This is a genomic window from Streptomyces sp. V2I9 (assembly GCF_030817475.1).
GTDB lineage: Bacteria > Actinomycetota > Actinomycetes > Streptomycetales > Streptomycetaceae > Streptomyces.
The window spans coordinates 3,524,619-3,550,057 of the sequence record NZ_JAUSZJ010000002.1; the positions used below are offsets into that span (position 1 = coordinate 3,524,619).

Sequence of the window (25,439 nt, forward strand, 5' to 3'; positions counted from 1 at the left end):
GTAGATTGCCTCGGTCTTTGGGAGCCGCATCTGACCGCTGTTGTCCGCGCTGCTGGGCACGGATGGGGCACGGCTGTTGAGGTCTGCTCGGCCCGATGCAAAGCTTGCCTGCACGTCGAGCCCGTAGGCGGCGCACTTCGTGTCGCCGATCCAGTCGGTTTTGCCCTGTCGCGCCTGCAAGTCGCTCAGGCCGAAGGGGGCACCGGCATGGCGCCGTCCGAGCTCCTTGGGTTCGGCTGGTTCCAGCGGTTCTCGGCGGACTGTACGTCGAGGTGTCGGGGCGAACAGCGAGTTAGGTAGACCCACGTCCTGCCCCATTCACCAGTTCTCGTAGTCCTCGATCAAGCGAGCCACAAGCTGGTGGAGCGCTGCTGCCCTGTTCAGGTCCTCCTTCTGTTCGCGCAGGGCCCGCTCAGTCGCCCGCAGCCGATGCCAGGCGTCCGGTTCCTTGTCCATCACGTCGTCGACCAGCGGGCGGGTGATCAGCGCGAGGCACTCGGCCAGTCGCCGCCTGGTGGATGGCGCCGGCGGCGCCAGGTCGGCGACGGCGTACCCGGTCGTCAGGTATCGGACAGGGTCGGCCAGGCTCCAGCCGACGACTGCCCCGGTCTGGACCAGGAGCGCCAAGCCTGGGGCGATACCGATCCGGGCATCCAGCGGAGTGTCGAGGATCGCGAGATTCCGCAGGCAGGCCAGTTCCGTCGCTTCGGGGTCGCAGCACAGCACCGCCGTCTGCGCGAGGGCAAAGTCGTTTGCCTCCTCCGCGCGGAGCCCGCCCCGGACGGCCCGGGGCTCGGTGGGAAGGCGGACTCCGGCCTCTGCCGGGGCGGATACGGCGGGCAGGTGGAGGCCCACGCCGACCAGCTCGCGGCTGCCGTTGTCGAACAGAAGGTCGTCGTTCTCCGACCCCAGCCACTCCTGGCTTCCGAAGGTGCCGGGCAGCAGCCGCTCGAATTCCGCCCGGTCGGTGAACTCACCGACGACCAACTGGGGGATGTCGAGGGCGAGGCGCGGGGTGGACGTGAGCGGAGTATCCGTCACCACGGCGCGAAGGGTGTTCAGGGCGATTTCCACAGGTGTCCCACCTCACCGGATCTGATCGGCGGGCGCCAGCGTGCCGCCTCGGCTGTCCGGAATGTTGCCGTTCACAATATCGTCATGGGTCACCGGCAGGCCGGGGTCGTCAGGCGATCCGCCGAATGCCTTGGCGCCGCTTTCCCCTCGGGTCCCCGAAGGACCGTAAGCGGTGATGACATCGCCCGCGCCGGCGCCCGGCCCCTTGGTGATCACGACGTCTTCTCCTTGCCGGAAGGTGAGGTTTCCTCGCTGTCCCTGGGAGTGGTAGACCGCGTCGGGGTTCTTGAGGATCTCCAGAACCCGGTCGTCGCTGAACTGGTGCCGTGTGTCGGCGTGGTAGTTGCCGGACTTCCTCATCTTCCCTTCCTGGGCCCGCTCGATCACCTGGTCGGCAACCTTCCGGGCCCTCTCCTTGGGACACTTGGGCATGAGGCCCAGCGGGTCGCACCAGGTGAAGGGGTTGTCGACGTAGGCGACCGGGTTCGGCCCTGGCGCCAGACCGAGTGGGTCGGGAGAGACGTAGCGGCCTGCTGCCGGATCGTAGTGGCGGAAGAGGTTGTAGTGGAGGCCGGTCTCCGGGTCGTAGTACTGGCCGGGAAAGCGCAGAGGGGTGTAGGCCGTACTCGTCCGTTCCCAGGCAGTGGTGCCCCAGATAGTGGTGCGGGTGCGCCAAGCTATATCGCCCGATTCGTCGACGAGTTCGGTGGGGGCACCGACGAGGTCGGTGGCGATGGCGTAGAACCGCCGGTCGATCTCGTCCTGACGGGTGTCGGCGGTCAGGATGCGCTCGGTCTGGGCGAGAGGGACTCCGGCGCTGTGATCCCATGTGATGACAACGGTGTTCGGCAGAGCGGACTCTCGCATGGTCTGTTCGCAGAGGGTGAGGCCGTCCCAGGCGAATCTGACCTCTTCGACGACGGTTCCACCGTCGGATGCCACCGAACTCAGCGGTCCACAACCCGCCACGGTCGTACGGCACGAGCACGAGAGTCCGCCGCAGCTCACCTACCAGGGCTTCCGGGTCACCGACCCCGGCCCGCCGCTCGGCTATCCGATCCACCAGCGCTGACCCGTCACCCACTGGTGCCTCCCCCATACGCGAGTCGTCGCCCTTCACTTCCGCACACGCTAGGACACCACGCCCACCCGTAACCACGTGGTTCCAGCCGTCCCCACAGCCCCCACACCACGGACCGCCGCCGAATACGAAGAAGGCCCCGGTCGGAGACCGGGGCCTTCTGAAAGAGCGGGTGACGAGAATCGAAATCGCGCTCTGAGCTTGGGAATCAGCGGCTCTTACGCTGCTGGAGGGGCTCTGACCTGCGCTTTCGGATTGGTCAGGTGGATGGCTCCCGGTCTCTGGGAACCATATCTGACCGCTGTTGTCCGCTTCGCTGGGCACGGATGGGGCACGACCCGGAGAGATCGGACGCCACGTCCGGAGGTGCCCGGCTCTCGCCTGCGGGGAGCCGGCCCCGCCACCAGTCTCCACGGCGGCCGGTCCTCAGAGGTCTCTGACGCTGGTCATTCCGCTTTGCGCAGCAGCTCGATGACGGCGTTCTTCAATTCGTCGTCCGACAGGTCGTCCGGCTCCTTGAACTGCGGGTCGATGGAGTAGTCCTCCAGCAGCGAGAAGACACGATCGAGGAGCGTCTCCAAGGGATCGCGGACCCGCTCGCCCCGCTGCTGCGAACGACGACGTGCGTCGAGCCAACCGACGGCGAATTCCGCCCCCGTGCAGTGTCCGGCTGCTAGATCTCTCATCAGTGCCAGCTGCTGGCCCGTGGCGGTGGCCTCCGGAACGTCCCTCGGGTACTTCCAGGCGATGTGTCCGGGAGGAAACGACCGCGCGGTCGACTCCAGAGCGGGCCATTTCCGTGCTGCTGCCCGAGCGTAACGGGCGAAGCGAGCACGCGCCTGGTCCACTCCCTCTGGCGCTGCTCCCGCGAGGAACGCCGACGTGCCGGCGACCAAGGCGTAGCCCGGTCCGGGAAAGAGGACCGCGCCCTCCAGGTTCGCAGCGACGAGCAGAAGATCCGCAGGCAGCGAGACAAGGCCCGGATCGGCCGGCGGCAGGCTGTCCGCAGTGGCGATTGCCCCGACGGAGGGGTGAATCACCAGGACGGCGTCGGCGCCTGCAGTCCGGCATCCCTCGGTGATACGCCTGACCAGAGAGTCGTCCGTGTGACTGCCTGCCGGCACCGGGGCGACCTTCTTCTCTCCTGCCGCGAGCCATTGTCCGCTGAAGGCGCCCTGCCTGTCGAGAACAGCCATGGCGTTTCCAGCTCCGCCCTCGTTCGACCCTGTCACCATAGGAACCCTTTATCGATGATGCTCTGAAATTGCTTGTCGCCCAGTTTATAGCCTGACCAGAATTTTCCGGTGTCCGCGTGTAGCATGACCATCTTCTGAGTGGTCGGGTCAATGAAGCCGATCGCTTGTCCTTGGCCTCTGTAGTCGAATCGATAAATCTTCGTGTCATCCGCTTTTATGTGAGCCCGCATGCTATCTTCGAACCTTTGGAGATTCGCCTTTTTGAGATTACCCGGCTCGTCCAGGAAATCTCCCGCGTGTGCGTGGAATTTCTTGCTCATCACACTCTGGCTGGAGAAGTCGGCTTTTTCTTCCCACCCCCCTCGGGGGCAGGGGCCGAGCCCCAGCGGATCGGACCATGTGTGGGGGTTGTGGACGTAGGTACGGGGGTTGGGTGCAGGTGAGAGGCCGAGGGGATCGGCTGTGAGGTAACGGGCGGTCTGCGGATCGTAGTGCCGGTGGTGGTTGTAGTGCAGGCCGCTCTCCGGGTCGTAGTACTGACCGGGAAAGCGGAGCGGCGTGTAGGTCGTGCTGTCTCTCGCCCATGTCGTACTGCCCCAGAGAGCCGCGCGGGACTGCCATCCCACGTTCCCGGTCTCATCGATGAGTTCGGTGGGGGTGCCGATCAGGTCGGTGGCGATCGCGAAGAATCGCTCGTCGATCACGTCCTGTCGCGTGTTCGAGGACAGGATGCGTTCGGTCTGGGCGATCGGGCGAATACCGTCGTGATCCCAGGTGAGCGTGACTGGACGAGGAAGCTCCGAAGACAACGTGGTCTGCTCGCAGAGCGTGGTGCCATCCCAGGAGAAACGGACCTCCTCGCCCGTGGGGTCACCCATGTCGGAAAGCCGGACTTTGCTTGTGCGGCGGCCAAGGGGGTCATAGCGGTAGCGCCACGCGATGCCGTCCGGGGTGGTCACCGCCGTCAGGCGGTCCTCGACATCCCACGTGTACCGCCAGGTGTCGGGCTTGCGGGACAGCCGTGTCTTCCGGCGGACGGTGACCCGGCCCAGAGCATCGTGCTCGAACCGGAGCGCGCCGGCGCGAATGATCTCCGTGCCGGTGTAGGAACGAGGTCCCGTAGCCTCCTGGCCGGGATGGGAGGCAGTCCAGGACGCCGAAGTCTGATTTCCGTCGGCGTCGTAGGAGTAGCTCTCGGCCCATCGGTCCGCTGTGACGGACACGACCCGGCCGACAGCGTCCAGGGTGAACCGCGACATGCCGCGCAGTGTGTCGTCGACCGCTGTGAGCCGGTCGTCGGCGTCGTAGGTGTAGGACCGGCGGTTCACTGTGTCTTCGCCACTGAAGATGTGCTGTGTGACCAGCCTGCCAGCGCCGTCCCACGCCGAGTTGAAGGTCAGCTCGGGGCCGAAAGCGCGCGTCAGTTCGCGGCCCGCCAGGTCGTGGGTGAACGCGATGGTCCGGTTGCCGCTGATCAGCTCGGTGAGCCGGTCGGAGGCGTCGTAGGCGTACCTGGTGCGCTGACCGGTGGGTGTCACGCGCTGGGTCCGGCGGCCCAGCGCATCGTAGGTATAGGTGGTGACTCGGCCGTCGGCTATCTCTACTTTCACACGGCCGATTCGGTTGTACTGATAGAGCAGTTCGCTTTCCGGCCCCACAGCATGGAGCAGGCGCCCCGCTCGGTCGTAGGAGAAGGTCGTCACCGTGCCCGCCGCGTCTTTGCGGGTAACTCGGCCGCACGCGTCACGCTCGTACGTGATGGACTCACCCAGCGAGTTGGTGCGCGTGACTACCTGTCCGGCAGCGTCCGACTCGTAGCTGAGCGTGCGGCCGTCGAAGTCCGTCTCCGAAACGAGCCGTCCCGCAGGGTCGCGTGTGTACGACCACACCGAGCCCAGCGTGTTCCGGACCTGCGTGAGGTTGAGGTCGCCATCGTGCTGGAACTCGAAACTCGCTCCTCCGGGTGACCTGCTCGCCGAGAGAAGATCGAAGTGCGTGTACTCGAAGTGGGACTCCCGTCCGAGCGCGTCGACGTGACGCGTACAGTTCCCTTCGCCGTCGTAGGTCCAGGACTCCTTGGAACCGTCAGGGGTGGTACGACTGGCCAGCTCTCCGTCGGCTGACCATTCCAGGACCGTGGTCGCACCCAGGGCGTCGGTTATCCGGACAGGGCGACCAAGGAGGTCCCGCTGGTAACGGGTGGTGGCACCGACGGCGTCCGTGACCGCCACAGGCTGCCCTGACGCATCGCACCGTATCGAGGTGACCGCCCCGAGCGGGTTGGTCGTCCCGGTCAGGAAACCGGCAGCGTCGTAGCTGTAGCGCGTTGTGTGCCCCATGGGATCGGTGACGGCGGTCCGGTTACCACGGTCGTCGAACTCCTGCAGCCAACGAGCACCATCTTGAGCCGTGTAGTGAGTTGGCAGGCCGAGCCGGTCGAAGACGATGCGCTCCTCACTGCCATCGGGGTGGAGGACCGCGGTCTGTCTCCCCTCCTCGTCGTACTGGTGAGTTGTGGCGCGACCGAGTGGGTCGGTGAGCGTGAGCAGCCTTCCGCGGGTGTCGTGGGTGAAGCGAGTGGTATGGCCGAGCGGGTCCGTCGTGGAGAGGATGCGGCTGCCTCTACCGACGAGATAGCGGGTGGTGTGACCGCGCGCGGTCGTCAGAGAGGTCGTGCGGTGGCCGGTCCCCGTGTCCGGATCGCTGTAGGCGAGGGTCATCTGCAGGTGGCCGCCCTCACCTCCCTGCGCGATCACGCGGTCGTTGTTGTCGTAGGTGTAGTCGTAGCGGTGGTTGTTGGAGTCGATCCAGGCGGTGATCCGCCCTCGATCGTCGTAGATGAAGGTGAGTGTGGCGCCGGACGGTTTCGTGACGGTGGTGAGATCGCCGCCCGTGTAGCCGTAGGACCTGATGGGGGTGGCCGCGCCTGTCTCGTCTCTCACACTCAGCACGGTGATCCCCGTTTCGGTGCTGGTGAGCGAGAGGCGGTACCCGGCGGAGTGGGCGAGTTCCTGGGGTGTCCCGTCCTCGGTGCGGTCGATGCTGATGGCGTTGTCGTTGCGGTCGCTGATCTGGACGAGCCATGCGGTTCCGTCCTGGCCGGGTTCCGTTCCATGAGGAGCGGAGAAGTACTTGGTCAGTCGAGTGTCGGAGTCGGTGAGGGTGTAGTCGCCGGATTCATCACGGCTCAGGGAATTGCGTGAGGTGCCGGATTCCGGGTGGGTGGGCAACCCGGGCAAGGGGTGGGGGTAAGTGATGAGCAGGCCGTCGGCGGTGACGTGGATGACGCCGTGGGCGTCGATCTCCAGGCGTTCGTCGACGGTGGAGGACCAGGAGGGTCCGAAGAACCGGCCGGCTGTGTACCCGGACTCGAAGCGACGCGTGAATGTCAGGGGCAGTACGCCGGGGAGCCTCACGTCGGTCTGAGGAAGGAACATGCGACCGGAGGCGAGGTCGACCGGGTCGGTTCCCCCGCTGGTGCGCTCGCTGTCGGGGCGGTTGTGGGTTCCTTCGGGTGCGGCGCGCTCCAGCTTGCGGGCGTCGGAGGCGAGGTCGGCGGCCTCCTTCACCACTCGGGCTCCCTTGACGCCGGCCCCCGCGCCGCCGGTCGCGGCGGTGAGGGCGAGGTCCGGCAGGAGCCGGCCGAACCCCTCGGCGGGGTCCTTCATGAAGTCGGTGACCATCTGCTTGCCGGTGCCCCAGGGGTCGTTGGCGACCCGGACGAGGCCGGCGGCGGTGTTGTTGAGCGCGAGTCCGTACTCGGCGGGGTGGGTGATGTTGTACGGGTCGGTCGGGTTGACGCTCCGCGCGAAGTTCAGGATGCCTGCCGCGCCCTTGACGACGCCGCCCGCGATATGAGTCTGGATCACCTGGTACTCGGCGAGCCCGTCCAAAGCCTGCTCGGCGTACCGGGGCTTCGGCGGCGCGGAGTCCCGGGCCGCGGTGACGGCCTTGCGTGCGATGTCGGCGGCGGTGTTGCGCTGCTTGCGCGCCTCCGCGAGCAGCGACTGCGCCTCCTCCATCCGCCCGATGCCCGGGTCCGTGAACGCGCCGGGCTTGGGCGGCAGCGAGGAGGGGTCACGGTCGTCGGCGGGCTTGGCGTTGTACGCGTCGACGGCCTTCTTGTACGTGTCCGCCTTGGCGTTGTACGCGTCCCTGGCCTCCTCCGACGCCTTGGTTCCCGCCTTCCACTTGTCGATCGCGGTCTGCGCCTGCCCCTGCGCCCACTCCACGGTCCCGGCGAAGGAGTCGAGCGCGCCGGCGGCCTTCTCGAAGGCGTCGGCTGCCTTGAACCACTTGGGCGGCTCGATGGACACGGAGTCCCGGAAGGCGTCGGCGGCCTGCCCCTTGAGCGCGGAGGAGTCGACCCCCTTGAGTCCACCGCCGACCTGGTCGAACGACCCCTGCAACTTACGGAGATGGGTCGCGGTGGACCGGATCGTGGACGGGCTGCCGTAGATGAGCTTGGTCTTGTCCTCGGTCTGCCCGAGGTCCATCTCGTCGACCTCGGCGCCCATCCGGTTCGCCACCGAGCGGGACTTCTCCCGGACCCAGTCCGCCCCGGACTCCCAGCCGACGTCCTCGAGCCGGTCGCCGGTCCAGTTCCCGGCGTCCTCGACCCGGTCACCCGCCCACTCGACACCGTCCTCGACCGCGTCCTCGACGACATCGGGCGTGATGTCACTGACGAAATCCCCGAACCCCATGGCCTAGTTCCCCCCGCCGCCCTGCTGCTCCTTCTGCCGCGCCCGCTCCTCGGGCGATGGCCCGAACATGTCGTCCACGGACCGGTCGAACGTCTGCTGATCCACACCGAACAGCTCTTTCAGCTGCTCCGCCTGTCGACCGCCGTTCCCCTCGGTGACGAGCGCCCGTCCGGTGTCCTTCCAGGTCTGCCCGGCCTCGTCCGCCGCCCGCTCGAACGACTCGCGGCTGTAGTCGGGGCTCAGATAGTCCGGGGTGAACACATCGCCCCACCCCTGCTTGACGATCTCGTCCTCGGAAGCATGCGGATTCCCCACGCCCGCGTTGACGACGATCTTCAACGTGCCCTGGACGTACTGGTCCTCCTCCCACACGATCCCCGCCGCCAGCCCGAGCTTCGCCGCGATCGCGTTGGCGTCCTGGACGAGCGCGCGGACGCCCCACTCCCACCGCTCGCAGAAGTCCTCGAAGTCCACGGACAGCCCGTGATGTCCGGCCTCCATCCCGGTCATCGACAGCTCGGACAGCCCTTTGCCCAGCACGGCCCCCGTGCCGTCCCCGATCTCCTTCAACTCGGCCACGGCCCCGCGCAGCCCGCTGGTAATCTGCTGAACGCTGACCGGATCGACGTTGAGGTCCTCGGCCCCCGTACCGCTCACAGGTCCCGCCCCTCGCTCGGTACGTCCGCATCGACGGCGACGGCATCCGGCACGATCCCCACCACTGGCGGGAACAGCATCGACCCGTCCGGATCAGCCACATTCACCGCGACCCCGGCCGGCACCCCCATCGCCGGAATGACCTCGTCCAGCAACCGGGCCCCCCGGAACGCGGCGTACTCCCAGCTCCTGGAGCCGGCCCCGGCCATCCCTTCCAGCACGGCCCGCTCCTCGGCGAACCGGGCCAGAGCGGCCTCATCGGTGAACCCGCACACCCACCGCACCCCACCGAACTCGGCGGTCCACAACCCACCCCGGTCGTACGGCACGAGCACCAACGACCGCCGCAGCTCACCCACCAGAGCCCCCGGATCACCGACCCCGGACCGCCGCTCGGCTATCCGATCCGCCAGAGCTACCCCGTCAGCCATCGAATCCCCCCCCCCCCCCCGGATACGCGTGCTGTCGCCCTTCACTCCTGCACACGCTAGGGCACCACGCACGACGGCAACCACGCGGTTCCAGCCGTCCCCACAGCCTCCACACCTCGGCCGGGCCCCGAACACAATGAAGGCCCTGGTCTCCGACCAGGGCCTTCATCAAAGAGCGGGTGACGAGAATCGAACTCGCGCTCTGAGCTTGGGAATCAGCGGCTCTTACGCTGCTGGAGGGGCTCTGACCTGCGCTTTCGGATTGGTCAGGTGGATGGCTCCCGGTCTCTGAGAACCATATCTGACCGCTGTTGTCCGCTCTGCTGGGCACGGATGGGGCACGAGAGCTGGCAGTGCGACGCGTGATCCGGGCGGGCCGGCTGGTCAGAGGGAGATGATGCGCACTTGGTTGCCGCAGAGCTTGTTCATGTCGTCGCTGTCGGACGTCAGCAGGGCGACGGGTTTCGGCTGGCGGAGGGCGACCTCGGCGACCGTGGCGTCGAGGGCGTACTTGTGCCTGTGCAGTCCGGCACCTTTGAGGAGTACAGCCGCCGCTTTCGCCGACTGTTCGGTGACCGGCTCCACCTTGACGCGGGAGAGGACCCAGTTCAGGGCGAGGCGCGTTGGTACGGGAGTGGCTGACTTCCACAATGGTGGTGGCCCGATGACCAGGTTGGCTCCCATGTCATGGAAGACTTGAAGCATCGCGAGGAGCTTGCGGTCCTGCGCGATCCAGGCGGAGAGCCCTTCCGAGTCCAGGACGACGGTTTCGATGCGCTCGCTCACGCGGCGTCCGCACCCGTGGAGGTGCCGGCGGAGCCGAAGATCTTCGCGCGAGCCTCGGCGAGCTCCTCGTCGCTGAAGGGACCGTGCTCTTCCTCGTGACGGCGGAGGTCGTCGACCAGAAGCTGGTGCCGGATCTGGCGGGATACGGCTTCCGCCACGTACCCGGAGACGTTGTCCGTGAGCTTGCGGAGCTCCGCCACCTGGTCGCTGGGCAGCGTGACAGTGATGCGAGTCGTTGAGGGCATCAAACCAATCATATTGGAGTATGCGAGGGTCGGCTGAGTCACAGGCCCCTGCCTTGATGGTTGCGACCGCATGCGTCGGGTGATGACAGAGCAGCCGCTCTCCGGCCGTCCACTGGGGGGCAAGGATTTGGACCGACGCCGCTGGAGGGCAAGCGAAAGGCCCCGGTCTCTGACCAGGGCCTTCATTGAGCCCTTTCCAACCTGACGGTGTGCGCCGGTGGTTGGCGGGATATGCGAAGCGGTGAAGCTCCTGGTAGACGGGTTCACGACCAAGATCACCCGTGCCGACCAGGAGCTTCGCGTGCTTGTCTACCCATCGGCGATCGATCTGTCCAGTGGCCATCTGCGCCACCTCGCCGGGCACCTGGCTGCGCGTCGTCGTGAGATCGGCACCCGGTGGCGGCGCATCACGCCGGGCCGCCAGGCCCTCCTGGTTCTGGCGCATCTGCGCTGCGGTGACACCTACGCCCAGCTTGCCGCCGGGTTCGGCATCGGGGTCGCGACGGTCTACCGCTATGTCCGCGAGGCGATAGAAGTCCTGGCCACGCTCGCTCCCAGCCTGGCCCAGGTCATGCGGACCGCGAGCCGCCCGGCCTTTGTGATCCTCGACGGCACCCTGCTGCCGATCGACCGAATCGCCGCCGACACCCCGTACTACTCCGGCAAACACAAACGTCACGGCATGAACGTCCAGGTTCTCACCGACCCGTTCGGCCGCCTGCTGTGGGCTTCGCCCGCGCTGCCCGGCTCCACCCACGACCTGACTGCGGCCCGCACTCACGGGATCGTCGAAGCTCTCGCCGCTGCCGAACTCAAGTGCTGGGCGGACAAGGCATACCAAGGTGCCGGCTGCCCGGTCCGGGTGCCCTTCCGCGGCCGTCGCCTCAAGCGGTGGCAGCGCCGGCACAACAGTACGCACGCCAAGATCCGCTGCCTCGGCGAGCAGGCCATGGCCGCCCTGAAGGGCTGGCGACTGCTACGGAAGCTCCGCTGCAGCACGAACCGGATCACCGACGTGGTGAAGGCCGTCCTCGTCCTTCACCACGCGACAGCGTGAGGTTGGAAAACCCTCATGGCGTAAGGGTATAGCCAAGGCCGTTGTTCACGCTGGCGGTTCCGACAAGGTCGGCGGAGCGGGTTTGGCCGGTGTCCTGCCCGGTTTGGGGTCGGGCATGATCAGGGGGCCGTACGCTTGCCGCAACTCGGGCAGGCTGTGATCCTGCCCGGAATTTGAACGAGTGGCCCCCTGGTCTTGCTCGATGCGGAACCCGAACCGGGGAGGTGGCTAAAGCCGTGGAGCCGACCGCCCCGGCCACAGCGGGTTTCCTCCCCACCATGGTGCTCGCTCCAGCCGTGCGACCGGCGGTGAGCCGGGGAGCGCGCGGCGAGCGGAGCGAGCCACCTTGATGAAGTAGGGAAAGTTCTACCGTGCTGGAAACAGGTGCCTGCCGCAGCTTGTGTGTCGAACTTGGCCGTCGACCGCCTTCAGCTGGAGCGGTCGACGGCTACGTCCGGAGGCTGTCAGGCCGCCGCAGCGGCCTCGCGGCCCCTGCGCGTCCGGCGGTGGAGGATCTCGTCGAAGGTGGCGCGGGCGCCCGTGGGGTCGATGTAGTGCATGGCCAGGAGGGCGGCGATGACGGAGCCGACCAGGTCGTTCTGGACCTCGGACCAGGTGTGGTCGTCGCCGCAGGTGGTGAGGCCCTTCAGGCCGTGGAGGGCGTGTATGGCCTCGCCGGCTTCCTCGGCGACCTTGCCGACCTGGAGGGCTTTGAGCTCCTCGTCGGGGAGGTGGGCGCCGGCTGCTCGGCAGACGGCGGAGAGCTTCTCGATGTTGTCCCACAGGGTGTCCACGTCGGACCTCCGGTCGATGGGTTCGGCTATTCCTGTGCGGGTCGTCCGAGCTGGCGTACGGTCCATCCGGCCATGCGCCAGGCGTCGGCGTCGATGAGGTTGCGGAGGTCGACGAGGACTTGGTCCGCGACCAGTGGGGCGAGGGCCTTGGGGTCGGCCTCGCGGAAGTGGGGCCATTCGGTGGCCAGGACGATCAGCTCGGTTGCCGCGAGGGAGTCTTCGAGGCTTTCGCAGTAGTCGAGTTCGGGGTGGCGGCGCAGTGCTGTGGGCACGGCGTGCGGGTCGTGGACGGTGACGGTCGCGCCGCGCTGGTGCATGAGGGCGGCGATCGCCAGGGCGGGGGATTCGCGGACGTCGTCGGTACCGGCCTTGAAGGACGCGCCCCAGACGGTGATGCGTACGCCGTCGACGGGTCGGCCGAGCGTCTGCTCGATGAGCTTCAGTGCGGCGGTGGGTCGGGATTCGTTGACCTCCTCCGCCGCGCGCAGCATGGTCGCTGCTTCGGCGGCGCCCAGGGTGCGGGCGGAGGCGGTGAAGGCGCGGACATCCTTGGGGAGGCAGCCGCCGCCGTAGCCGGGGCCGGCGTTGAGGCCGCCGCGGCCGATGCGGGGGTCCAGGCCGATGGCTTCGGTGAGCTGCTGGACGTCGGCTCCGGCGGCGGTGCACATGTCGGCGACGCCGTTGATGAAGGAGATCTTCATGCCGAGGTAGGCGTTGGCGGCGCCCTTGATGAGTTCGGCGGTGGCGGGGTCGGTCACGAACAGCGGGATGCCGTTCGCCAGGAGGGGTGCGTAGACCTCACGTACCGCGTCCTCGGCGCGGGCCGAGGGCACGCCCACGACGATGCGGTCGGGGCGCAGGGTGTCGTCGATGGCGTGGCCCTCGCGCAGGAACTCGGGGTTCCAGACGACCTCCACGTCCTCACCGGCCGGAGAGAGCCGGGCGAGGAGAGCACCGAGGTCGCGGGAGGTGCCGACGGTGACCGTGGACTTGCCGATGACGACCGTGGGGCGGGTCAGGTGCGGGGCCAGGGCGCGGGCGGCGCCGAAGACCTGTCCGGTGTCGTAGCTCCGCCCGTCCGCGTCGATGGGCGTGCCCACGGCCAGGAAGTGGATGTCGGCGAACTCGGCTGCCTCAGCGAGGCTGGTGGTGAACCGCAGGCGGCCGGTGGCGGTGTGGGTGCTGAGGAGTTCGGGCAGGCCGTCCTCGTAGATGGGGCACTCGCCGGTGTTGAGGCGGTCGATCTTCGCCTGGTCCAGGTCCACGCCGATGACCTCGTGGCCGATCTCGGCCATGGCAGCGGCGTGGGGAATGCCCAGGTGACCACAGCCGATGACGGATACGCGCATGGGTCGACGCTCCTTTCCTTGTCCCTCGCCCGCCCAGGGGAGTCCGGGCCGGCCGGGTGCGTCACGCTAGCGCCAACACCCGGCGCGGCCCTCTTCGTGCAGGTGGATCAACCAGCTTGCTGTTTCAGCAGGTTGACGAGGGCGGGCAGTGCCTCGGCGGCGGTTGCCCGGCACACCAGGTCGCCGTCCTGGGGGCCTTCCAGGGGGTACGGCATGAACTGGCCGTCGCGCCAGAAGCCCTCCGGGTCCAGGTAGACGACCTGCATGCCGCGAGCGCGGGCTCGGGCCTGGACCTTGCGGCGGTCGGCGTGCAGGCCGACGACGAGGAGGGCCTTGGCGCTGTCCACCCACTCGACGTCGGGTACGGCCTGGTCGTAGCGGCGCATGAAGCACTCGTCGAGCCCGGCGCGCGCCGCGAGCACGTCGAAGTTGTTGGTGATGACAGGGCCGACGAGATGCCCGGCGTCCTTCAGTTCCTTGAGCGCCCACATGGCCGGGGTCGGCTCGGCCAGGAAGCATGCGCGGAACATCTCCACGAATTCCGCCGCCTTCTCCTCCGGCTCTGTCAGCAGCTCGTGGAGGAGGGTGTCCGCTGTCGGGGAGAGGGTGAAGCGGTGTTCCCGCGGTTCGTGGCCCTGGCGGTCGGTGACCCGGTAGATCTCGTGGAGACGGTGCAGGGGCGGGATACCCGCCTCGACCGACGTACCGCATCCGATCTCCACCTGGAACGGCAGCAGGTCCGCGAGGACGGACAGGTCCGTGACGCGGGTCGGCGTACCGGGGCGGTCCTTGCACCTGATCCCGGTGGAGAGGACGTTCCACGGCAGCTGCCGCACCGAGGGCGGCGGTGCGTAGGACACCGAGGCGATCTGCACGTCCAGGCTCCGGTAGCCGACGGGGAGGGTACGGCCCGCAGCGGCGTCCTGGGGGTGGACGTCGTGCTCGGTGATCCGGCACTTCAGATCCCGACGTGTCCATAAGAATCCACCGGGAGCCTCCTTCCAGCCGCCGGTGGCGAGCGAGTCCCACAGGGCGTCGTGGTGCGCGTCGATCTCGTCCGCGGGAGCGGTAGCGGAGTGGTAGAGGTACAGGTCGGTCAGGCCGATGGCCGGCGCAGCGGTGGTGGGGACCAGGCCGTACCGGTAGCGGTAGTGGATGATCCGCCGCCGGGCGTCGTCGTCGGCAGTCCAGCCGCTCTGTTCGGCCGTGGCCTTCTCCTGCGTACGGCGCCAGATGCCTTCCTCGATGTAGCGGGGTCGGTCGGCATCGCCGAAGTAGGTCTTCCAGACCTGCTGTTGGTCGGGGGTGAGCTGGTCGATGACGATGTACGGGATGTCCACGATCTCTCCCTGGAGAATCACGCCTGGATGTTCCGGGTGCATGGCAGGCTCCGTTTGCTGGGAACGTGGGGTGAACGTCCCGGACAGCGGAGCGGAGTCAGTGGTCGGAGGGCGAGCTCGCGTCCGTTGAGACGGCGGCGGGCTGGTGACCGAGGCCGTTGAGGAGCGGGACGGCCTGCTCACGCAGTGCCCAGGCCGGGCCCACCAGGCCGACGACGGCCAGAAGCGTGAGCGCGATGCCTCCGCCTTCGGGGTGCACGGAGCGCGGCGCGGCTTTTCGGGCGTGGCGTCGCCGAGGCCCGGTCACGGGGTGCCGCCGAGGGCCCGTCCGTGTGCGTCGACGAGGCGGCTGGTCTGCTGGTGCAGCCACTCCAGCTCGACAGAGGTGAGGATGAGCGCGCCATCGAGGGTCGATCCGTCGTCCAAGTGGAACTCGATGGGAACCGATCCCTGCCGGGCACGCGGGTCGTAGACCGCGTCCCGTCCGGCCGAGAGCGTGGCGTGGGTGGCCCTCACCGGCACGGGACGGAGCGTCGTCCCGTCAGCGGGCGCGGACCACGGGGCTCCGCCCCCGGGCGGACGCAGGTGGTACGTCGTAGCGGAGCCCTCACCGGGGAGAGCGACCACGACCCCGAGACGGCCATCGCGAGCGCTGTCCGTGGCGAGGTCGCCGAGCCGTGGAACGAACGGTGCTGCCGTACCTAACTCGGCTCCCTGCGAGGGAAGATGAGAAGAACGTCGTCGCGTCATGCCCCGAAGTTAGGGACAGGACGGGCCTCGAATATGAGCCGGAGGAATACGACCCCTATCCGTCCAGGTGAAAGCGGTCGGACATGTGCCGCAGCTTCTCCCTCGTGGCTGCCCGTTCCGCGTAGACGATGCTGCGAAGCGTTGAACGGGCGATGGGGTGGTTCCGTACGAGCTGCGGCGCGATCCGCTCAGCCGTCTCCAGCTCGGTGAGGGCCTTTGCCCGGTTCCCGTCCCACAGCCAGGCCCGTGCGACGTCCATGTGGTGGTGGCCCTGACGGGAGTTGGGTAGTGCCCCGACCAAGCTCGGGCTGGTGCGGCGGTTTATCTCCAGAGCTTTGCCCTGCTTGCCCATTTCGAGGGCCACGCTGATCGCGTGGATCTGTACGTTTCCGGCGGAGAACGTCAGCGAATGCCGGTCGTACACCGGTGCGCTGACGTACGCGTCCATGCGTTCGGCAGCGTCCTTCGCGTGTCCGATCCGGTCCTCCGCTTCCGATGGGCGGTTGGCCCGAGCGGCGGAGATGGCCGCTCGGAGCTGAAGCGTGCCCCAAGCCCGTACGGCCAGCGGATCACCGTGCTCGTACGGCTGTTGCACCGAGGCGATCGCCTTGTCCGAGAGGGTCAGGGCGTCGGTCCAGTCGGCCGTCGCCCACATGTCCCAGACGCGCATCCAGTCGGCGACGGCAGGCAGCACCGGATCTCCCGACAACCTGGCTGACCACGCGGCCCGTTCGCACGCCATGGCCACCAGCTCGGGGTGTCCGAGGGCGTGCGCGGCGGTGTGCGCGAACTTGCAGCACACGGCGTAAATGGCATACGCCTCTTCCCGCTCGTGCCCGTCCGAGTCCTCCGCCAGGCTGCGCGCTTCCCGGAACAGGTCCGGGAGAACTTGGAGGATCGCGGCGTTGGAGGCGGTGTCCCGCAGGCGGTGCAGCCGGGTCACCTCACGCCATAGCTGTGAGGCCGGCCGGGGAACCCCGTCGAAGACGGGAACGAGGTCGTAGCGGCGCAGCTCGCGCAGGATCGACGAGGCGGCGATCTGCCACTGGCTGTCGTCGGGGGAGCTGCTGTACGGGCGTCCGATCAGGTCGTTCGGATGGACGTGCAGCTCTGCGGCCACCTGGTTGAGCAGCCCGACCCGGTCCAGTTCGATCAGGCCCCGTTCCATCTTCGACACCCAGCCCTGTGACTTCCCCAGGGCCGTCGCCAGGTCGGCCTGCGGCATGCCCAGTCGCAGCCTCGCCCTGCGAGCGCGTTTGCCGATCTCCTCGGCTTCCTCCAGCATCAGGACACCTCCCGGCCGCCGGACGATCCGGCGCGACCGCCGGTCTGTCCGTACAGAGTTCGTCTCCTGCACGGTACCCATGACGCGGCTTCAGCGTGAGGCGAGCTGCCAGGACGGTGGCGGCGACGGGCCGTGTACCGCTGTCCCGTCCTGAACGGCCGGTCCAGGGCCGGAGGCGCTTCTGTCCGCCATCAGTGCCCGGACTGCCACCAGGCATTGAACCTGAAGCCGCCGGTGCCGAGCGACAGCGGATCATGGGGATGAGGGACATTCCACGTCGCACACCGCCGGAGGCAGCCAGTGATCACCGTGACTGTCCTCCACCCTGGAACCATGGGCGCGGCGATCACCGCCGAGCTCGTCGCCGGCGGCCATGAGGCACTGTCGGTGACCAAGGGGCGCAGTGAGAACACCTGGCTACGCGGGAGGGAAGCCGGTGCCACGGCGTACGACTCGCTCGCGGAAGCGCTGACCCGAAGCGCAGTCGTTCTCTCGGTGTGCCCACCACAGGCGGCGGAGGACGTTGCAGCGGCGGCGGCCGCGCACGGCTTCGCGGGGGTGTACACCGATGTGAACGCCATCAGCCCTCAACGCGTACGGCGCATCGCCGACGAGATCCGCCCCGGCTCCGCAGTCGTCGACGGTGCCGTTTTCGGTCAGCCGCCAGGCGAGGGGCGTGCCACACGGCTCTATCTCGCAGGCGCCGATTCTGCCGTCGAGCTGGTGGCGTCGCTGTTCACGGACTCTGTGCTGCACGTGTGCCGCGTCAGGGACACACCCGGTTCCGCTTCCGCTCTGAAGATGGCCTTTGCCAGCTACCAGAAGGCCGCCCGCACCCTCGCCGGCATCGCTCACGCGCTCGCCGACGCCCATGGAGTCGGTGCCCAGCTCACGGCCGAAGTCGAGATCATGGTCTCCGCGATCCTCTCCGACTCCGAGTATCTGCCGAGCGTGGCAGCCAGGGCCTGGCGCTGGGCGCCGGATATGGAAGAGATCGCCCCTACGCTCCGCGCGGCTGACCTGCCCCCGGACATGGCCGAGGCCACGGCTCGGGTGTTCGCTTATTGGGAGCAGGACAAGGACGAGTACGACTTGACTGTCGTGCATGCCCTCTCCCAGCTCCAGCCTGGAAGAAGCAGTTGACTCGTTCACACCGACCGCACCGCCGAGGGGCGGTCGCCTCCGCCCAAGGCGAGACGTAGTAACGGTGGGCTCGGCCGACGCAGCAGGTTCCCGCGAAGCCGTGGGGCGTAGAACGGCGCTGCGCGTCTGTGCCGTCAGAACTTGCTGGCTTGGAGAGGGCCTTTGCGAGAGCCGCTATACGCACCAGGCCGGTGTTCTTGCGGGGGGCCGGGCATCATCGAGGGCGCATTCGTCTGCTGCAACATGCGTCCGGGGCCGTGGCTTGCGGTCTCTGCGTCACCCCATTGCGGTGGGCGCGGAACGGGCACGCAAACCTAGACAGATACCAGACACCAAACAAGGCCCAGGTCGATGACCTGGGCCTCAGTCGTGGAGCGGGTGACGAGAATCGAACTCGCGCTCTGAGCTTGGGAAGCTCATGTTCTACCATTAAACTACACCCGCGAAGCATGCCGATCACCGGCGCTGCAGCGTTTCACACTGTACCCCATGCCAGGCCCCCGGCGGATGCGCCGTGGGGCCTCTCTGTTGTGCGGGCGAGAGGGGGTGGGGGATGGACAGGGGTGTGGTGGGCGGGAGTTGAGGGCGTAGCGTGGGTGGTCGGAGTGCCGGGTGTGGTGGCGTCCCGTTCATCCCCTAATGTGGCTTTCTCGTCCGTATGTGGTTGGGGAAGGGACTTGATGGAGTCGATGGAGCGCACCGTCGTCCGCTGTGCCGAAGGGCATGTTTTCGCTACCTCGTCGTTCCCGATGCAGCAGCTCGGGGCCGGCCGGATCGGGCCCGGGCGGTTGATCCGGTGTCCCCGCTGTGCGCGCTTGCGGCAGGCCGTGCCGGTGGCGTTCGAGAAGCGGTAGCGGCATCCGGGGCGGAGCCGAAGACCGGTAGCCGTAGCGGCATCCAGGTGGGAGCCGACGAGCAGGAGCGGTAGCCGGGCACGAGTCGGGCGGTAGCCGTGTGCGGGCCGTGGCGTTCGGGTAGCCGTCGCCACGGCCTCTCGTCACAGCAGGCCTGCGCGAGCGGCCCCGACCGAAGCCTGCCTACCGAAGTCGGCCCCGCGAAACCCCTGCCCGCCGGGACCGGCCCCGCGCAGCCCCCGCGCGCCGGAGCCGGCTCCGCCGAAGTCGGCCCCCCCATGGGCCGCCCCGCCCAGCCAGGCCGCCGAAGGCAAACCCCAGGCCCCCAAACCCCCGGCCCAACCCCCCCCGAACCCCGGCCCCCAAACCCCCGGCCCCCGAACCCCCGGTCCCCAACCCCCACACCCATCTCCCCCGGGCGCATGTGGGTGGTCCGGTCCCCCACACCCATCTCCCCCGGGCGCATGTGGGTGGTCCGGTTGGGGTGGGGTCGTGCCTTCTGCGTATCCTCGGGGCGTGCTTCTCTCAGACAAGGACATCCGGGCCGAGATCGACGCCGGCCGAGTCCGTATCGATCCGTACGACCCTTCGATGGTGCAGCCGTCGAGCATCGACGTGCGGCTGGACCGCTACTTCCGGGTGTTCGAGAACCACCGGTACCCGCACATCGACCCGGCCGTCGAGCAGACCGACCTGACCCGTACGGTCGAGCCGGAGGGGGATGAGGCGTTCATCCTGCACCCCGGGGAGTTCGTGCTGGCGTCCACGTACGAGGTGATCTCGCTCCCCGACGATCTGGCCTCCCGGCTGGAGGGGAAGAGCTCCCTCGGGCGGCTCGGTCTGGTGACGCACTCGACCGCCGGGTTCATCGACCCCGGCTTCTCCGGGCACGTGACCCTGGAGCTCTCGAACCTCGCCACGCTGCCCATAAAGCTGTGGCCGGGGATGAAGATCGGGCAGCTGTGCATGTTCCGGCTGACGTCGCCGTCCGAGTTCCCGTACGGCTCCGAGCGGTACGAGTCGCGGTACCAGGGCCAGCGGGGGCCGACGGCCTCGCGGTCGTTCCAGAACTTCCATCGGACCCAGGTGTGATCAATCATGGCGAGTGACGTGCGGGAAAACCTCACCTACGAGGGCTTCGGGCGGGCGATGCGCGAGCTGGCGCAGGCCGTCGCGGACGACGGGTACGAGCCGGACGTGGTGCTGAGCATCGCCCGCGGCGGTGTGTTCGTCGCCGGTGGGCTCGCCTACGCGCTCGACTGCAAGAACATCCACCTCGTCAACGTGGAGTTCTACACCGGGGTCGGGACCACCCTGGAGATGCCGGTCATGCTGGCGCCCGTCCCCAACGCGATCGACTTCTCCGACAAGAAGGTCCTGATCGCGGATGACGTCGCCGACACCGGCAAGACGCTCAAGCTCGTCCACGACTTCTGCGTCGACCACGTCGCCGAGGTCCGCAGCGCCGTCATCTACGAGAAGTCCCACTCCCTCGTGAAGTGCGAGTACGTGTGGAAGAAGACCGACCAGTGGATCAACTTCCCCTGGAGCGTGGAGAAGCCCGTCGTCCGGCGGGACGGGCAGGTGCTGGACGCGTAGGGCCGTGGCCCCCCTGACCGTGGGCCCGCCCGGCCGTCACCCCCCTGACCGTGGGCCCGCCCGGCCGTCACCCCCCTGACCGTGGGCCCGCCCGACCGTCACCCGCCTGATCGTGGGCCCGCCCGACCGTCACCCCGTCTGACCGCGGCCCAGCCCGGCCGTCACCCCGCCTACGCGAAGGTCCCCGGAGCGCCGTGCGTGCTCCGGGGACCTTCGCGTACCTGCCTCAGATCGTGCCCAGCTTGATGATCGACAGGAGCGCGATCAGCTGGATCGCCGACGCTCCCAGCGCCTTCGGCCAGGGCAGGTCGTGCGACTTGCTGACCATCGACGTGAACAGCGCTCCGGCCGCCAGCCAGGTCAGCCAGCCCAGGATCTGGACCAGGGAGTTCTCACCGCCCAGGAACACGGCGAAGACCAGGCGCGGCGCGTCCGTCATCGACATGATCAGCATCGACAGGCCCACCGTCGGCTGCCACGAGCCCGTGCCGCCGAGCTGGCGGGCCAGGGTGTGGGTGACCGCGCCGAGGACCAGACCGCCGATGACGAAGCCGACACCGGTGAACAGGACGTACGGGATGGCCGTCGAGATCGTCGCGTTGATCGCTTCTTCGCGTGCCTGGTCGAAGCCGAACAGCGCGAGCAGTCCGTAGAGGAACGTGACGACCAGCGCCGGACCCCAGACCGGGTAGTCCCGCATCTGCCAGAACGTCGGTCCCGGGCGCATCACGATGCCGCTCAGGAGCTCCTTCCATCGCAGCCGCGGGCCGGCCGGCGGGGCGGGGGCGTCACCGGCGTGGTAGGTGCTGCCGTCGCCGTACGGGTCCTCGTCGACGCGGAACGCCTGCGTGTGACCGGGGTTGTTGGCGTACGGGTCGTGGGGCGCGGGGTCGGCGTAGGGGTCGCCGAAGTACTCCGGCTCGCCGTGGCCGCCTCCGCCGTGGTGGCCGCCGGGGCCGTGCGGAGGCCGTCCGCCTCCGCCCTGCCGGCCCTGGCCCGGATGGCCGCCCCCGGTGTACGGGGGGCCCTGCGGGGCGCCGTACGGCGGTGGCACCGAACCGTTGCCGGGGGCGCCGGCGGTCGGCCACGGCTGAGCACCGTACGGCGGCTGTGGTGCCTGCCCTCCGTACGGCTGCTGCCGCTGCTGCTGCGGTTGTTGCGGGGTGCGGTTGTCCCGGCCGCGTCCGATCCTGAATCCAGCCACCCGTCGAACGTACCTGGTCCCCGGCGTCCGGGGGCAGGGCAGGGGAGGGCCGTCCGCCATTGCGGCCGAGCTGTGACATCCCCTAAGGGGTGAACCCCGGCCCGCCGGCGGGGGAGTTCAGGGGAGGAAGACCGCCGTGGAGAAGGTGACGGCGGGCTTGTCCGTGGTACCCGCCGGGTAGAGCGCGACCAGGTCCTGCCGCTCGCCCCGGTACGTCCGTACCACCGTGTCCGGCTTGCGGTCGCCGTCGTGGTCGCCGTGGCTCAGGAGGGCGGTGCGGGTGGTGCCTGTCACGTCCAGCGGCGCGCCGGGGAGCTTCTCCGCCGCGAACGCGTACGGCCCGCCCGGCCGCACCGGGCCCTCCGCCGAGCCGAGGAGGAGGGTGCCTTTGCCCGCCTGGCCGGGGGCGTGCGGGCGGGCGGCGGCGACGAGGTCGTCGTAACCGTCCCCGTCCGTGTCGGCCTTGGGTTCGGGAGCGTAGAGGTACGGGCCGCCGTCGGGCAGCAGTTCCGCGCCGCGCGGAGCTCCGGCGCGGGTGAAGGGGCCGTGCAGGAAGGTGATCCGGCCGGCGCTGGCGGTGACCGCGAGGTCGGCCTCGCCGTCGCCGTCGAAGTCGCCGCAGACCGGCTGCTCGGGCCAATCGTTGCCGGACCGGGCCTTCTGCGGGATGCGGACGGTGACCGCCTTGCCGGTGAGTCCGGCCGGGGAGCCGAAGAGGATCTGGAGGGGGACGGGCGGAGCACCGATGCCGTTGTACGGGGGGTCCGTCGAGACGATCAGGTCGCTGAAGCCGTCCCGGTCGAGGTCGCAGGCGGCCTCGGCGTCGAACGCGGCGGGCAGGGTGTCGCCGGACTTCGCCGCGTTCGCCCGCGCGCTCAGGAGCTGCCGTACGGCCGGGTCCAGGGGGCGGTCGGGGTCGCCGGTGCCGTAGACGACCCCGATGCCCGCGTCGTCGCCGTGGCTGTCCTCGGGGGCCTTCACCAGGTCGTCGAGGACCAGGTCGCGGTGGCCGTCGCCGTTGAAGTCGTACGGGACGCGGCTGCCGTCCCCGCGGGGCACGGGCAGGCTCGCCGTGCCCGCCCCGGCCCGGGCCCGTGGCGGGGTGTCCCCGTTCTTGGCGCCGGACGCGGGGGAGGGGGACGGGCCCGAGCAGGCCGTGAGCGCCAGCAGCAGGACCGAACAGCCTGCGGCGAGGACGGCCGGTACCCGGCCGGGTATCGCGGCCTTCGGGTGCTCGGGGCGGGTGGGTCGGCGCACGGGTGCCTCGTCGTCGTTCGTCGGCCGGTGCCCGCCGGGTCCGGGGCGGGGGTCCTCAGCCGTATCGGGCGTCTTCCGCGCACATGATGCTCCAGATACGGCATCCCGTACATGTCGGGGCTCACACCCGGTGGCCGTCACCGCGGGGGAGGGGGCGCCGGGCACGGAAGCGCGACCACCGCGGGGGCGGGGCGCCGGGCCCGGAAGCACGGTCGCGGCCGGGAAGGGGCCGCCGGGCACGGGAAAGCGGCCGGTCCCGCCCCCGAGGCGGGTCCGGCCGCTCATCGCGGCGTTGCCTTACGTCACTGTGCCGGTTCGGGCTCCGGTGCGTCCACCGCGTCGGCCTCACCGGCCGGGTCGATCGGGGTCTTCACCGAATCCAGCAGGAGCTGGGAGACATCCACGACCTGGATCGACTCCTTGGCCTGGCCGTCGTTCTTCTTGCCGTTGACCGAGTCGGTCAGCATGACGAGGCAGAACGGGCAGGCGGTGGAGACGATGTCCGGGTTGAGGGCGAGGGCCTCGTCGACGCGCTCGGTGTTGATGCGCTTGCCGATCCGCTCCTCCATCCACATCCGGGCGCCGCCGGCGCCGCAGCAGAAGCCGCGCTCCTTGTGGCGGTGCATCTCCTCGTTGCGCAGCCCCGGCACCTTCGCGATGATCTCGCGCGGCGGGGTGTAGATCTTGTTGTGCCGGCCCAGGTAGCACGGGTCGTGGTACGTGATCAGGCCCTCGACCGGGGTCACGGGGATCAGCTTGCCCTCGTCGATGAGGTGCTGGAGCAGCTGCGTGTGGTGGATGACCTCGTACTCGCCGCCGAGCTGCGGGTACTCGTTGGCGATCGTGTTGAAGCAGTGCGGGCAGGTGGCGACGATCTTCTTCGACGACTTGGGCTTCTTCGTCTCCGGTTCGTCGTCGTCCTCGCCGTACGCCATGTTCAGCATGGCCACGTTCTCCTGGCCGAGCTGCTGGAACAGCGGCTCGTTGCCCAGGCGGCGGGCGGAGTCACCCGTGCACTTCTCGTCGCCGCCCATGATCGCGAACTTGACGCCCGCGATGTGCAGCAGCTCCGCGAAGGCCTTGGTGGTCTTCTTCGCCCGGTCCTCCAGGGCGCCCGCGCAGCCGACCCAGTACAGGTACTCGACCTCGGTGAGGTCCTCGACGTCCTTGCCGACGATCGGGACCTCGAAGTCGACCTCCTTGGTCCACTCGACGCGCGCCTTCTTGGCGAGCCCCCAGGGGTTGCCCTTCTTCTCCAGGTTCTTGAGCATCGTGCCCGCCTCGGACGGGAACGAGGACTCGATCATCACCTGGTAGCGGCGCATGTCGACGATGTGGTCGATGTGCTCGATGTCCACCGGGCACTGCTCGACGCAGGCGCCGCAGGTGGTGCAGGACCACAGGACGTCCGGGTCGATGACGCCGTTCTCCTCGACGGTCCCGATCAGCGGCCGCTCGGCCTCGGCGAGCGCGGCGGCGGGGACGTCCTTGAGCTGTTCCTCGGTGGCCTTCTCCTCGCCCTCCATGGTCTTGCCGCCGCCGGCCAGCAGGTACGGGGCCTTGGCGTGCGCGTGGTCGCGCAGCGACATGATCAGGAGCTTCGGCGAGAGCGGCTTGCCGGTGTTCCACGCGGGGCACTGCGACTGGCAGCGGCCGCACTCGGTGCAGGTGGAGAAGTCGAGGATGCCCTTCCAGGAGAACTGCTCGACCTGGGAGACGCCGAAGACCGCGTCGTCGGCCGGGTCCTCCCAGTCGATCTCCTTGCCGCCCGAGGTCATCGGCTGGAGCGCGCCGAGCGCGACCTCGCCGTCGGCGTTGCGCTTGAACCAGATGTTCGGGAAGCCCAGGAAGCGGTGCCAGGCCACACCCATGTTGGTGTTGAGCCCGACGGTGATCGCCCAGATCATCGTCGTACCGAGCTTGATCATCGCGAACAGGTAGACGAGGTTCTGCAGCGTTCCGACGCTCAGTCCCTCGAAGGCCAGCACGAGGGGGTACGAGACGAAGTACGCGGGGCCGTAGCCGTCCACGTGGTGGAGCGCGCCCTCCAGGCCGCGGAGCACCAGGATCGCGGCGCCGATGATCAGGATGACGATCTCGACGAAGTACGCCTGGCCCATCTTGGAGCCGGTGAAGCGCGACTTGCGGCCGGCCCGCGAGGGCAGGTTCAGCTGGCGGATCGCGATCAGGACGAGGATGCCGACGGTCGTGCCGAGCGCGATGAACTCGATGTACATCTCGTACGGCAGGAAGGTGCCGATGTACGGCAGCACCCAGTCCGCCTGGAACAGCTGGCCGTACGCCGTGACGATCGTCAGGCCCAGGGTCAGGAAGCCGACCGCGACGAACCAGTGGGCGACGCCCACGATTCCCCAGCGGTTCATGCGGGTATGGCCGACGAACTCCTTGATCAAGGTGATCGTCCGCTGCTTGGGGTCGTCGGTGCGACTGCCGGCCGGTACCGCCTGTCCGAGGCGGACGAAGCGGTAGATCTGCGCGACGGCTCGGGCGACGAGCGCAACGCCGACGACCGTCAGCACCAGCGACACGATGATCGCGGCGAGTTGCATGAGTAGGGCTCCTCGGGCCTGCGAGAGCGGGATCCAGTTGAATACTGCCCACTACTACTAA

General features: G+C 68.6%; 19 protein-coding genes, 1 tRNA gene and 2 pseudogenes. 4 read left to right on the forward strand and 18 right to left on the reverse strand.

Annotated features, from left to right (window positions below):
- Positions 1 to 318: 318 nt before the first annotated feature.
- The 8 genes and pseudogenes from QFZ71_RS15475 to QFZ71_RS15510 all read right to left on the reverse strand — a co-directional run bounded on the left by QFZ71_RS15475 (position 319) and on the right by QFZ71_RS15510 (position 10,176).
- Complete coding sequence (locus tag QFZ71_RS15475) at positions 319 to 1,074, reverse strand: hypothetical protein (protein ID WP_307668808.1); 756 nt, start codon at positions 1,072 to 1,074, stop codon at positions 319 to 321.
- A 12-nt stretch (positions 1,075 to 1,086) separates the two neighbouring features.
- Positions 1,087 to 2,016: pseudogene (locus tag QFZ71_RS15480) on the reverse strand (RHS repeat-associated core domain-containing protein); the annotation flags it as partial.
- A gap of 585 nt (positions 2,017 to 2,601) precedes the next feature.
- A complete protein-coding gene (locus QFZ71_RS15485; protein ID WP_307668809.1) occupies positions 2,602 to 3,351 on the reverse strand; it encodes a hypothetical protein in 750 nt (249 codons plus the stop codon).
- A 32-nt stretch (positions 3,352 to 3,383) separates the two neighbouring features.
- Positions 3,384 to 8,057: a putative T7SS-secreted protein gene (locus QFZ71_RS15490; RefSeq protein ID WP_307668810.1), complete on the reverse strand. Its 4,674-nt coding sequence runs from the start codon at positions 8,055 to 8,057 to the stop codon at positions 3,384 to 3,386.
- Positions 8,058 to 8,060: 3 nt separating this feature from the next.
- On the reverse strand, positions 8,061 to 8,714 hold the full coding sequence (locus tag QFZ71_RS15495; RefSeq protein ID WP_307668811.1) for a hypothetical protein: 654 nt from the start codon (positions 8,712 to 8,714) through the stop codon (positions 8,061 to 8,063).
- Entirely contained in the window at positions 8,711 to 9,145 is a 435-nt protein-coding gene (locus tag QFZ71_RS15500) for a hypothetical protein (RefSeq protein WP_307668812.1), read from the reverse strand. The genes QFZ71_RS15495 and QFZ71_RS15500 overlap by 4 nt, the downstream gene beginning before the upstream one ends.
- Before the next feature lie 384 nt (positions 9,146 to 9,529).
- Positions 9,530 to 9,931, reverse strand: a pseudogene (locus QFZ71_RS15505) (DNA-binding protein).
- Positions 9,928 to 10,176, reverse strand: a complete 249-nt coding sequence (locus QFZ71_RS15510) for a type II toxin-antitoxin system CcdA family antitoxin (protein WP_307668813.1) — start codon at positions 10,174 to 10,176, stop codon at positions 9,928 to 9,930. Before QFZ71_RS15510 ends, QFZ71_RS15505 begins: the two are co-directional and overlap by 4 nt.
- A 301-nt stretch (positions 10,177 to 10,477) precedes the next feature.
- Here QFZ71_RS15510 and QFZ71_RS15515 point away from each other — a divergent pair, with 301 nt between their 5' ends.
- A complete protein-coding gene (locus QFZ71_RS15515) occupies positions 10,478 to 11,233 on the forward strand; it encodes a transposase family protein (RefSeq protein ID WP_307668814.1) in 756 nt (251 codons plus the stop codon).
- A gap of 464 nt (positions 11,234 to 11,697) precedes the next feature.
- Here the strand turns inward: QFZ71_RS15515 and QFZ71_RS15520 are convergent, their stop codons facing one another.
- The 6 genes from QFZ71_RS15520 to QFZ71_RS15545 form a co-directional block, all read right to left on the reverse strand.
- Positions 11,698 to 12,027: a MazG-like family protein gene (locus QFZ71_RS15520; RefSeq protein WP_307668815.1), complete on the reverse strand. Its 330-nt coding sequence runs from the start codon at positions 12,025 to 12,027 to the stop codon at positions 11,698 to 11,700.
- A gap of 26 nt (positions 12,028 to 12,053) precedes the next feature.
- Complete coding sequence (locus QFZ71_RS15525) at positions 12,054 to 13,376, reverse strand: UDP-glucose/GDP-mannose dehydrogenase family protein (protein ID WP_307668816.1); 1,323 nt, start codon at positions 13,374 to 13,376, stop codon at positions 12,054 to 12,056.
- A gap of 107 nt (positions 13,377 to 13,483) precedes the next feature.
- Positions 13,484 to 14,716 carry a hypothetical protein gene (locus QFZ71_RS15530; RefSeq protein ID WP_307671467.1) on the reverse strand — a complete coding sequence of 411 codons (1,233 nt, stop codon included), beginning with the start codon at positions 14,714 to 14,716 and terminating at the stop codon, positions 13,484 to 13,486.
- 97 nt (positions 14,717 to 14,813) lie between these two features.
- Positions 14,814 to 14,975, reverse strand: a complete 162-nt coding sequence (locus QFZ71_RS15535; RefSeq protein WP_307668817.1) for a hypothetical protein — start codon at positions 14,973 to 14,975, stop codon at positions 14,814 to 14,816.
- A gap of 44 nt (positions 14,976 to 15,019) precedes the next feature.
- Positions 15,020 to 15,238, reverse strand: a complete 219-nt coding sequence (locus tag QFZ71_RS15540; protein ID WP_007457738.1) for a hypothetical protein — start codon at positions 15,236 to 15,238, stop codon at positions 15,020 to 15,022.
- Positions 15,239 to 15,521: 283 nt separating this feature from the next.
- The gene (locus tag QFZ71_RS15545; protein WP_307668818.1) at positions 15,522 to 16,751 is read right to left on the reverse strand and encodes a helix-turn-helix domain-containing protein; all 1,230 of its coding nucleotides are present in this window, start codon (positions 16,749 to 16,751) and stop codon (positions 15,522 to 15,524) included.
- Between the two features lie 300 nt (positions 16,752 to 17,051).
- On the opposite strand from QFZ71_RS15545, the gene QFZ71_RS15550 reads away from it, so the two are divergent.
- Positions 17,052 to 17,894 (forward strand): NAD(P)-dependent oxidoreductase, encoded by an 843-nt coding sequence (locus QFZ71_RS15550; RefSeq protein WP_307668819.1) that lies wholly within the window; start codon positions 17,052 to 17,054, stop codon positions 17,892 to 17,894.
- 370 nt (positions 17,895 to 18,264) lie between these two features.
- Here the strand turns inward: QFZ71_RS15550 and QFZ71_RS15555 are convergent.
- Positions 18,265 to 18,338, reverse strand: a tRNA-Gly gene (locus tag QFZ71_RS15555).
- Between the two features lie 926 nt (positions 18,339 to 19,264).
- On the opposite strand from QFZ71_RS15555, the gene dcd reads away from it, so the two are divergent.
- On the forward strand, positions 19,265 to 19,840 hold the full coding sequence (gene dcd, locus QFZ71_RS15560) for a dCTP deaminase (RefSeq protein WP_307668820.1): 576 nt from the start codon (positions 19,265 to 19,267) through the stop codon (positions 19,838 to 19,840).
- A gap of 6 nt (positions 19,841 to 19,846) precedes the next feature.
- Positions 19,847 to 20,347, forward strand: a complete 501-nt coding sequence (locus QFZ71_RS15565) for a phosphoribosyltransferase (RefSeq protein ID WP_307668821.1) — start codon at positions 19,847 to 19,849, stop codon at positions 20,345 to 20,347.
- A gap of 226 nt (positions 20,348 to 20,573) precedes the next feature.
- On the opposite strand, the gene QFZ71_RS15570 is transcribed toward QFZ71_RS15565, so the two are convergent.
- The 3 genes from QFZ71_RS15570 to QFZ71_RS15580 form a co-directional block, all read right to left on the reverse strand.
- A complete protein-coding gene (locus tag QFZ71_RS15570; RefSeq protein ID WP_307668822.1) occupies positions 20,574 to 21,551 on the reverse strand; it encodes a Yip1 family protein in 978 nt (325 codons plus the stop codon).
- A 117-nt stretch (positions 21,552 to 21,668) separates the two neighbouring features.
- A complete protein-coding gene (locus tag QFZ71_RS15575; protein WP_307668823.1) occupies positions 21,669 to 22,808 on the reverse strand; it encodes a VCBS repeat-containing protein in 1,140 nt (379 codons plus the stop codon).
- 302 nt (positions 22,809 to 23,110) lie between these two features.
- The gene (locus QFZ71_RS15580; protein ID WP_307668824.1) at positions 23,111 to 25,378 is read right to left on the reverse strand and encodes a (Fe-S)-binding protein; all 2,268 of its coding nucleotides are present in this window, start codon (positions 25,376 to 25,378) and stop codon (positions 23,111 to 23,113) included.
- Positions 25,379 to 25,439 lie beyond the last annotated feature (61 nt).

Coding starts and splice junctions, on each gene's coding strand:
- QFZ71_RS15545 (WP_307668818.1), bottom strand. CDS start 16,751: ATGCTGGAGGAAGCCGAGGAGATCGGCAAACGCGCTCGCAGGGCGAGG.
- QFZ71_RS15565 (WP_307668821.1), top strand. CDS start 19,847: ATGGCGAGTGACGTGCGGGAAAACCTCACCTACGAGGGCTTCGGGCGG.
- QFZ71_RS15490 (WP_307668810.1), bottom strand. CDS start 8,057: ATGGGGTTCGGGGATTTCGTCAGTGACATCACGCCCGATGTCGTCGAG.
- QFZ71_RS15500 (WP_307668812.1), bottom strand. CDS start 9,145: ATGGCTGACGGGGTAGCTCTGGCGGATCGGATAGCCGAGCGGCGGTCC.
- QFZ71_RS15525 (WP_307668816.1), bottom strand. CDS start 13,376: ATGCGCGTATCCGTCATCGGCTGTGGTCACCTGGGCATTCCCCACGCC.
- QFZ71_RS15580 (WP_307668824.1), bottom strand. CDS start 25,378: ATGCAACTCGCCGCGATCATCGTGTCGCTGGTGCTGACGGTCGTCGGC.
- QFZ71_RS15510 (WP_307668813.1), bottom strand. CDS start 10,176: ATGCCCTCAACGACTCGCATCACTGTCACGCTGCCCAGCGACCAGGTG.
- QFZ71_RS15485 (WP_307668809.1), bottom strand. CDS start 3,351: ATGGCTGTTCTCGACAGGCAGGGCGCCTTCAGCGGACAATGGCTCGCG.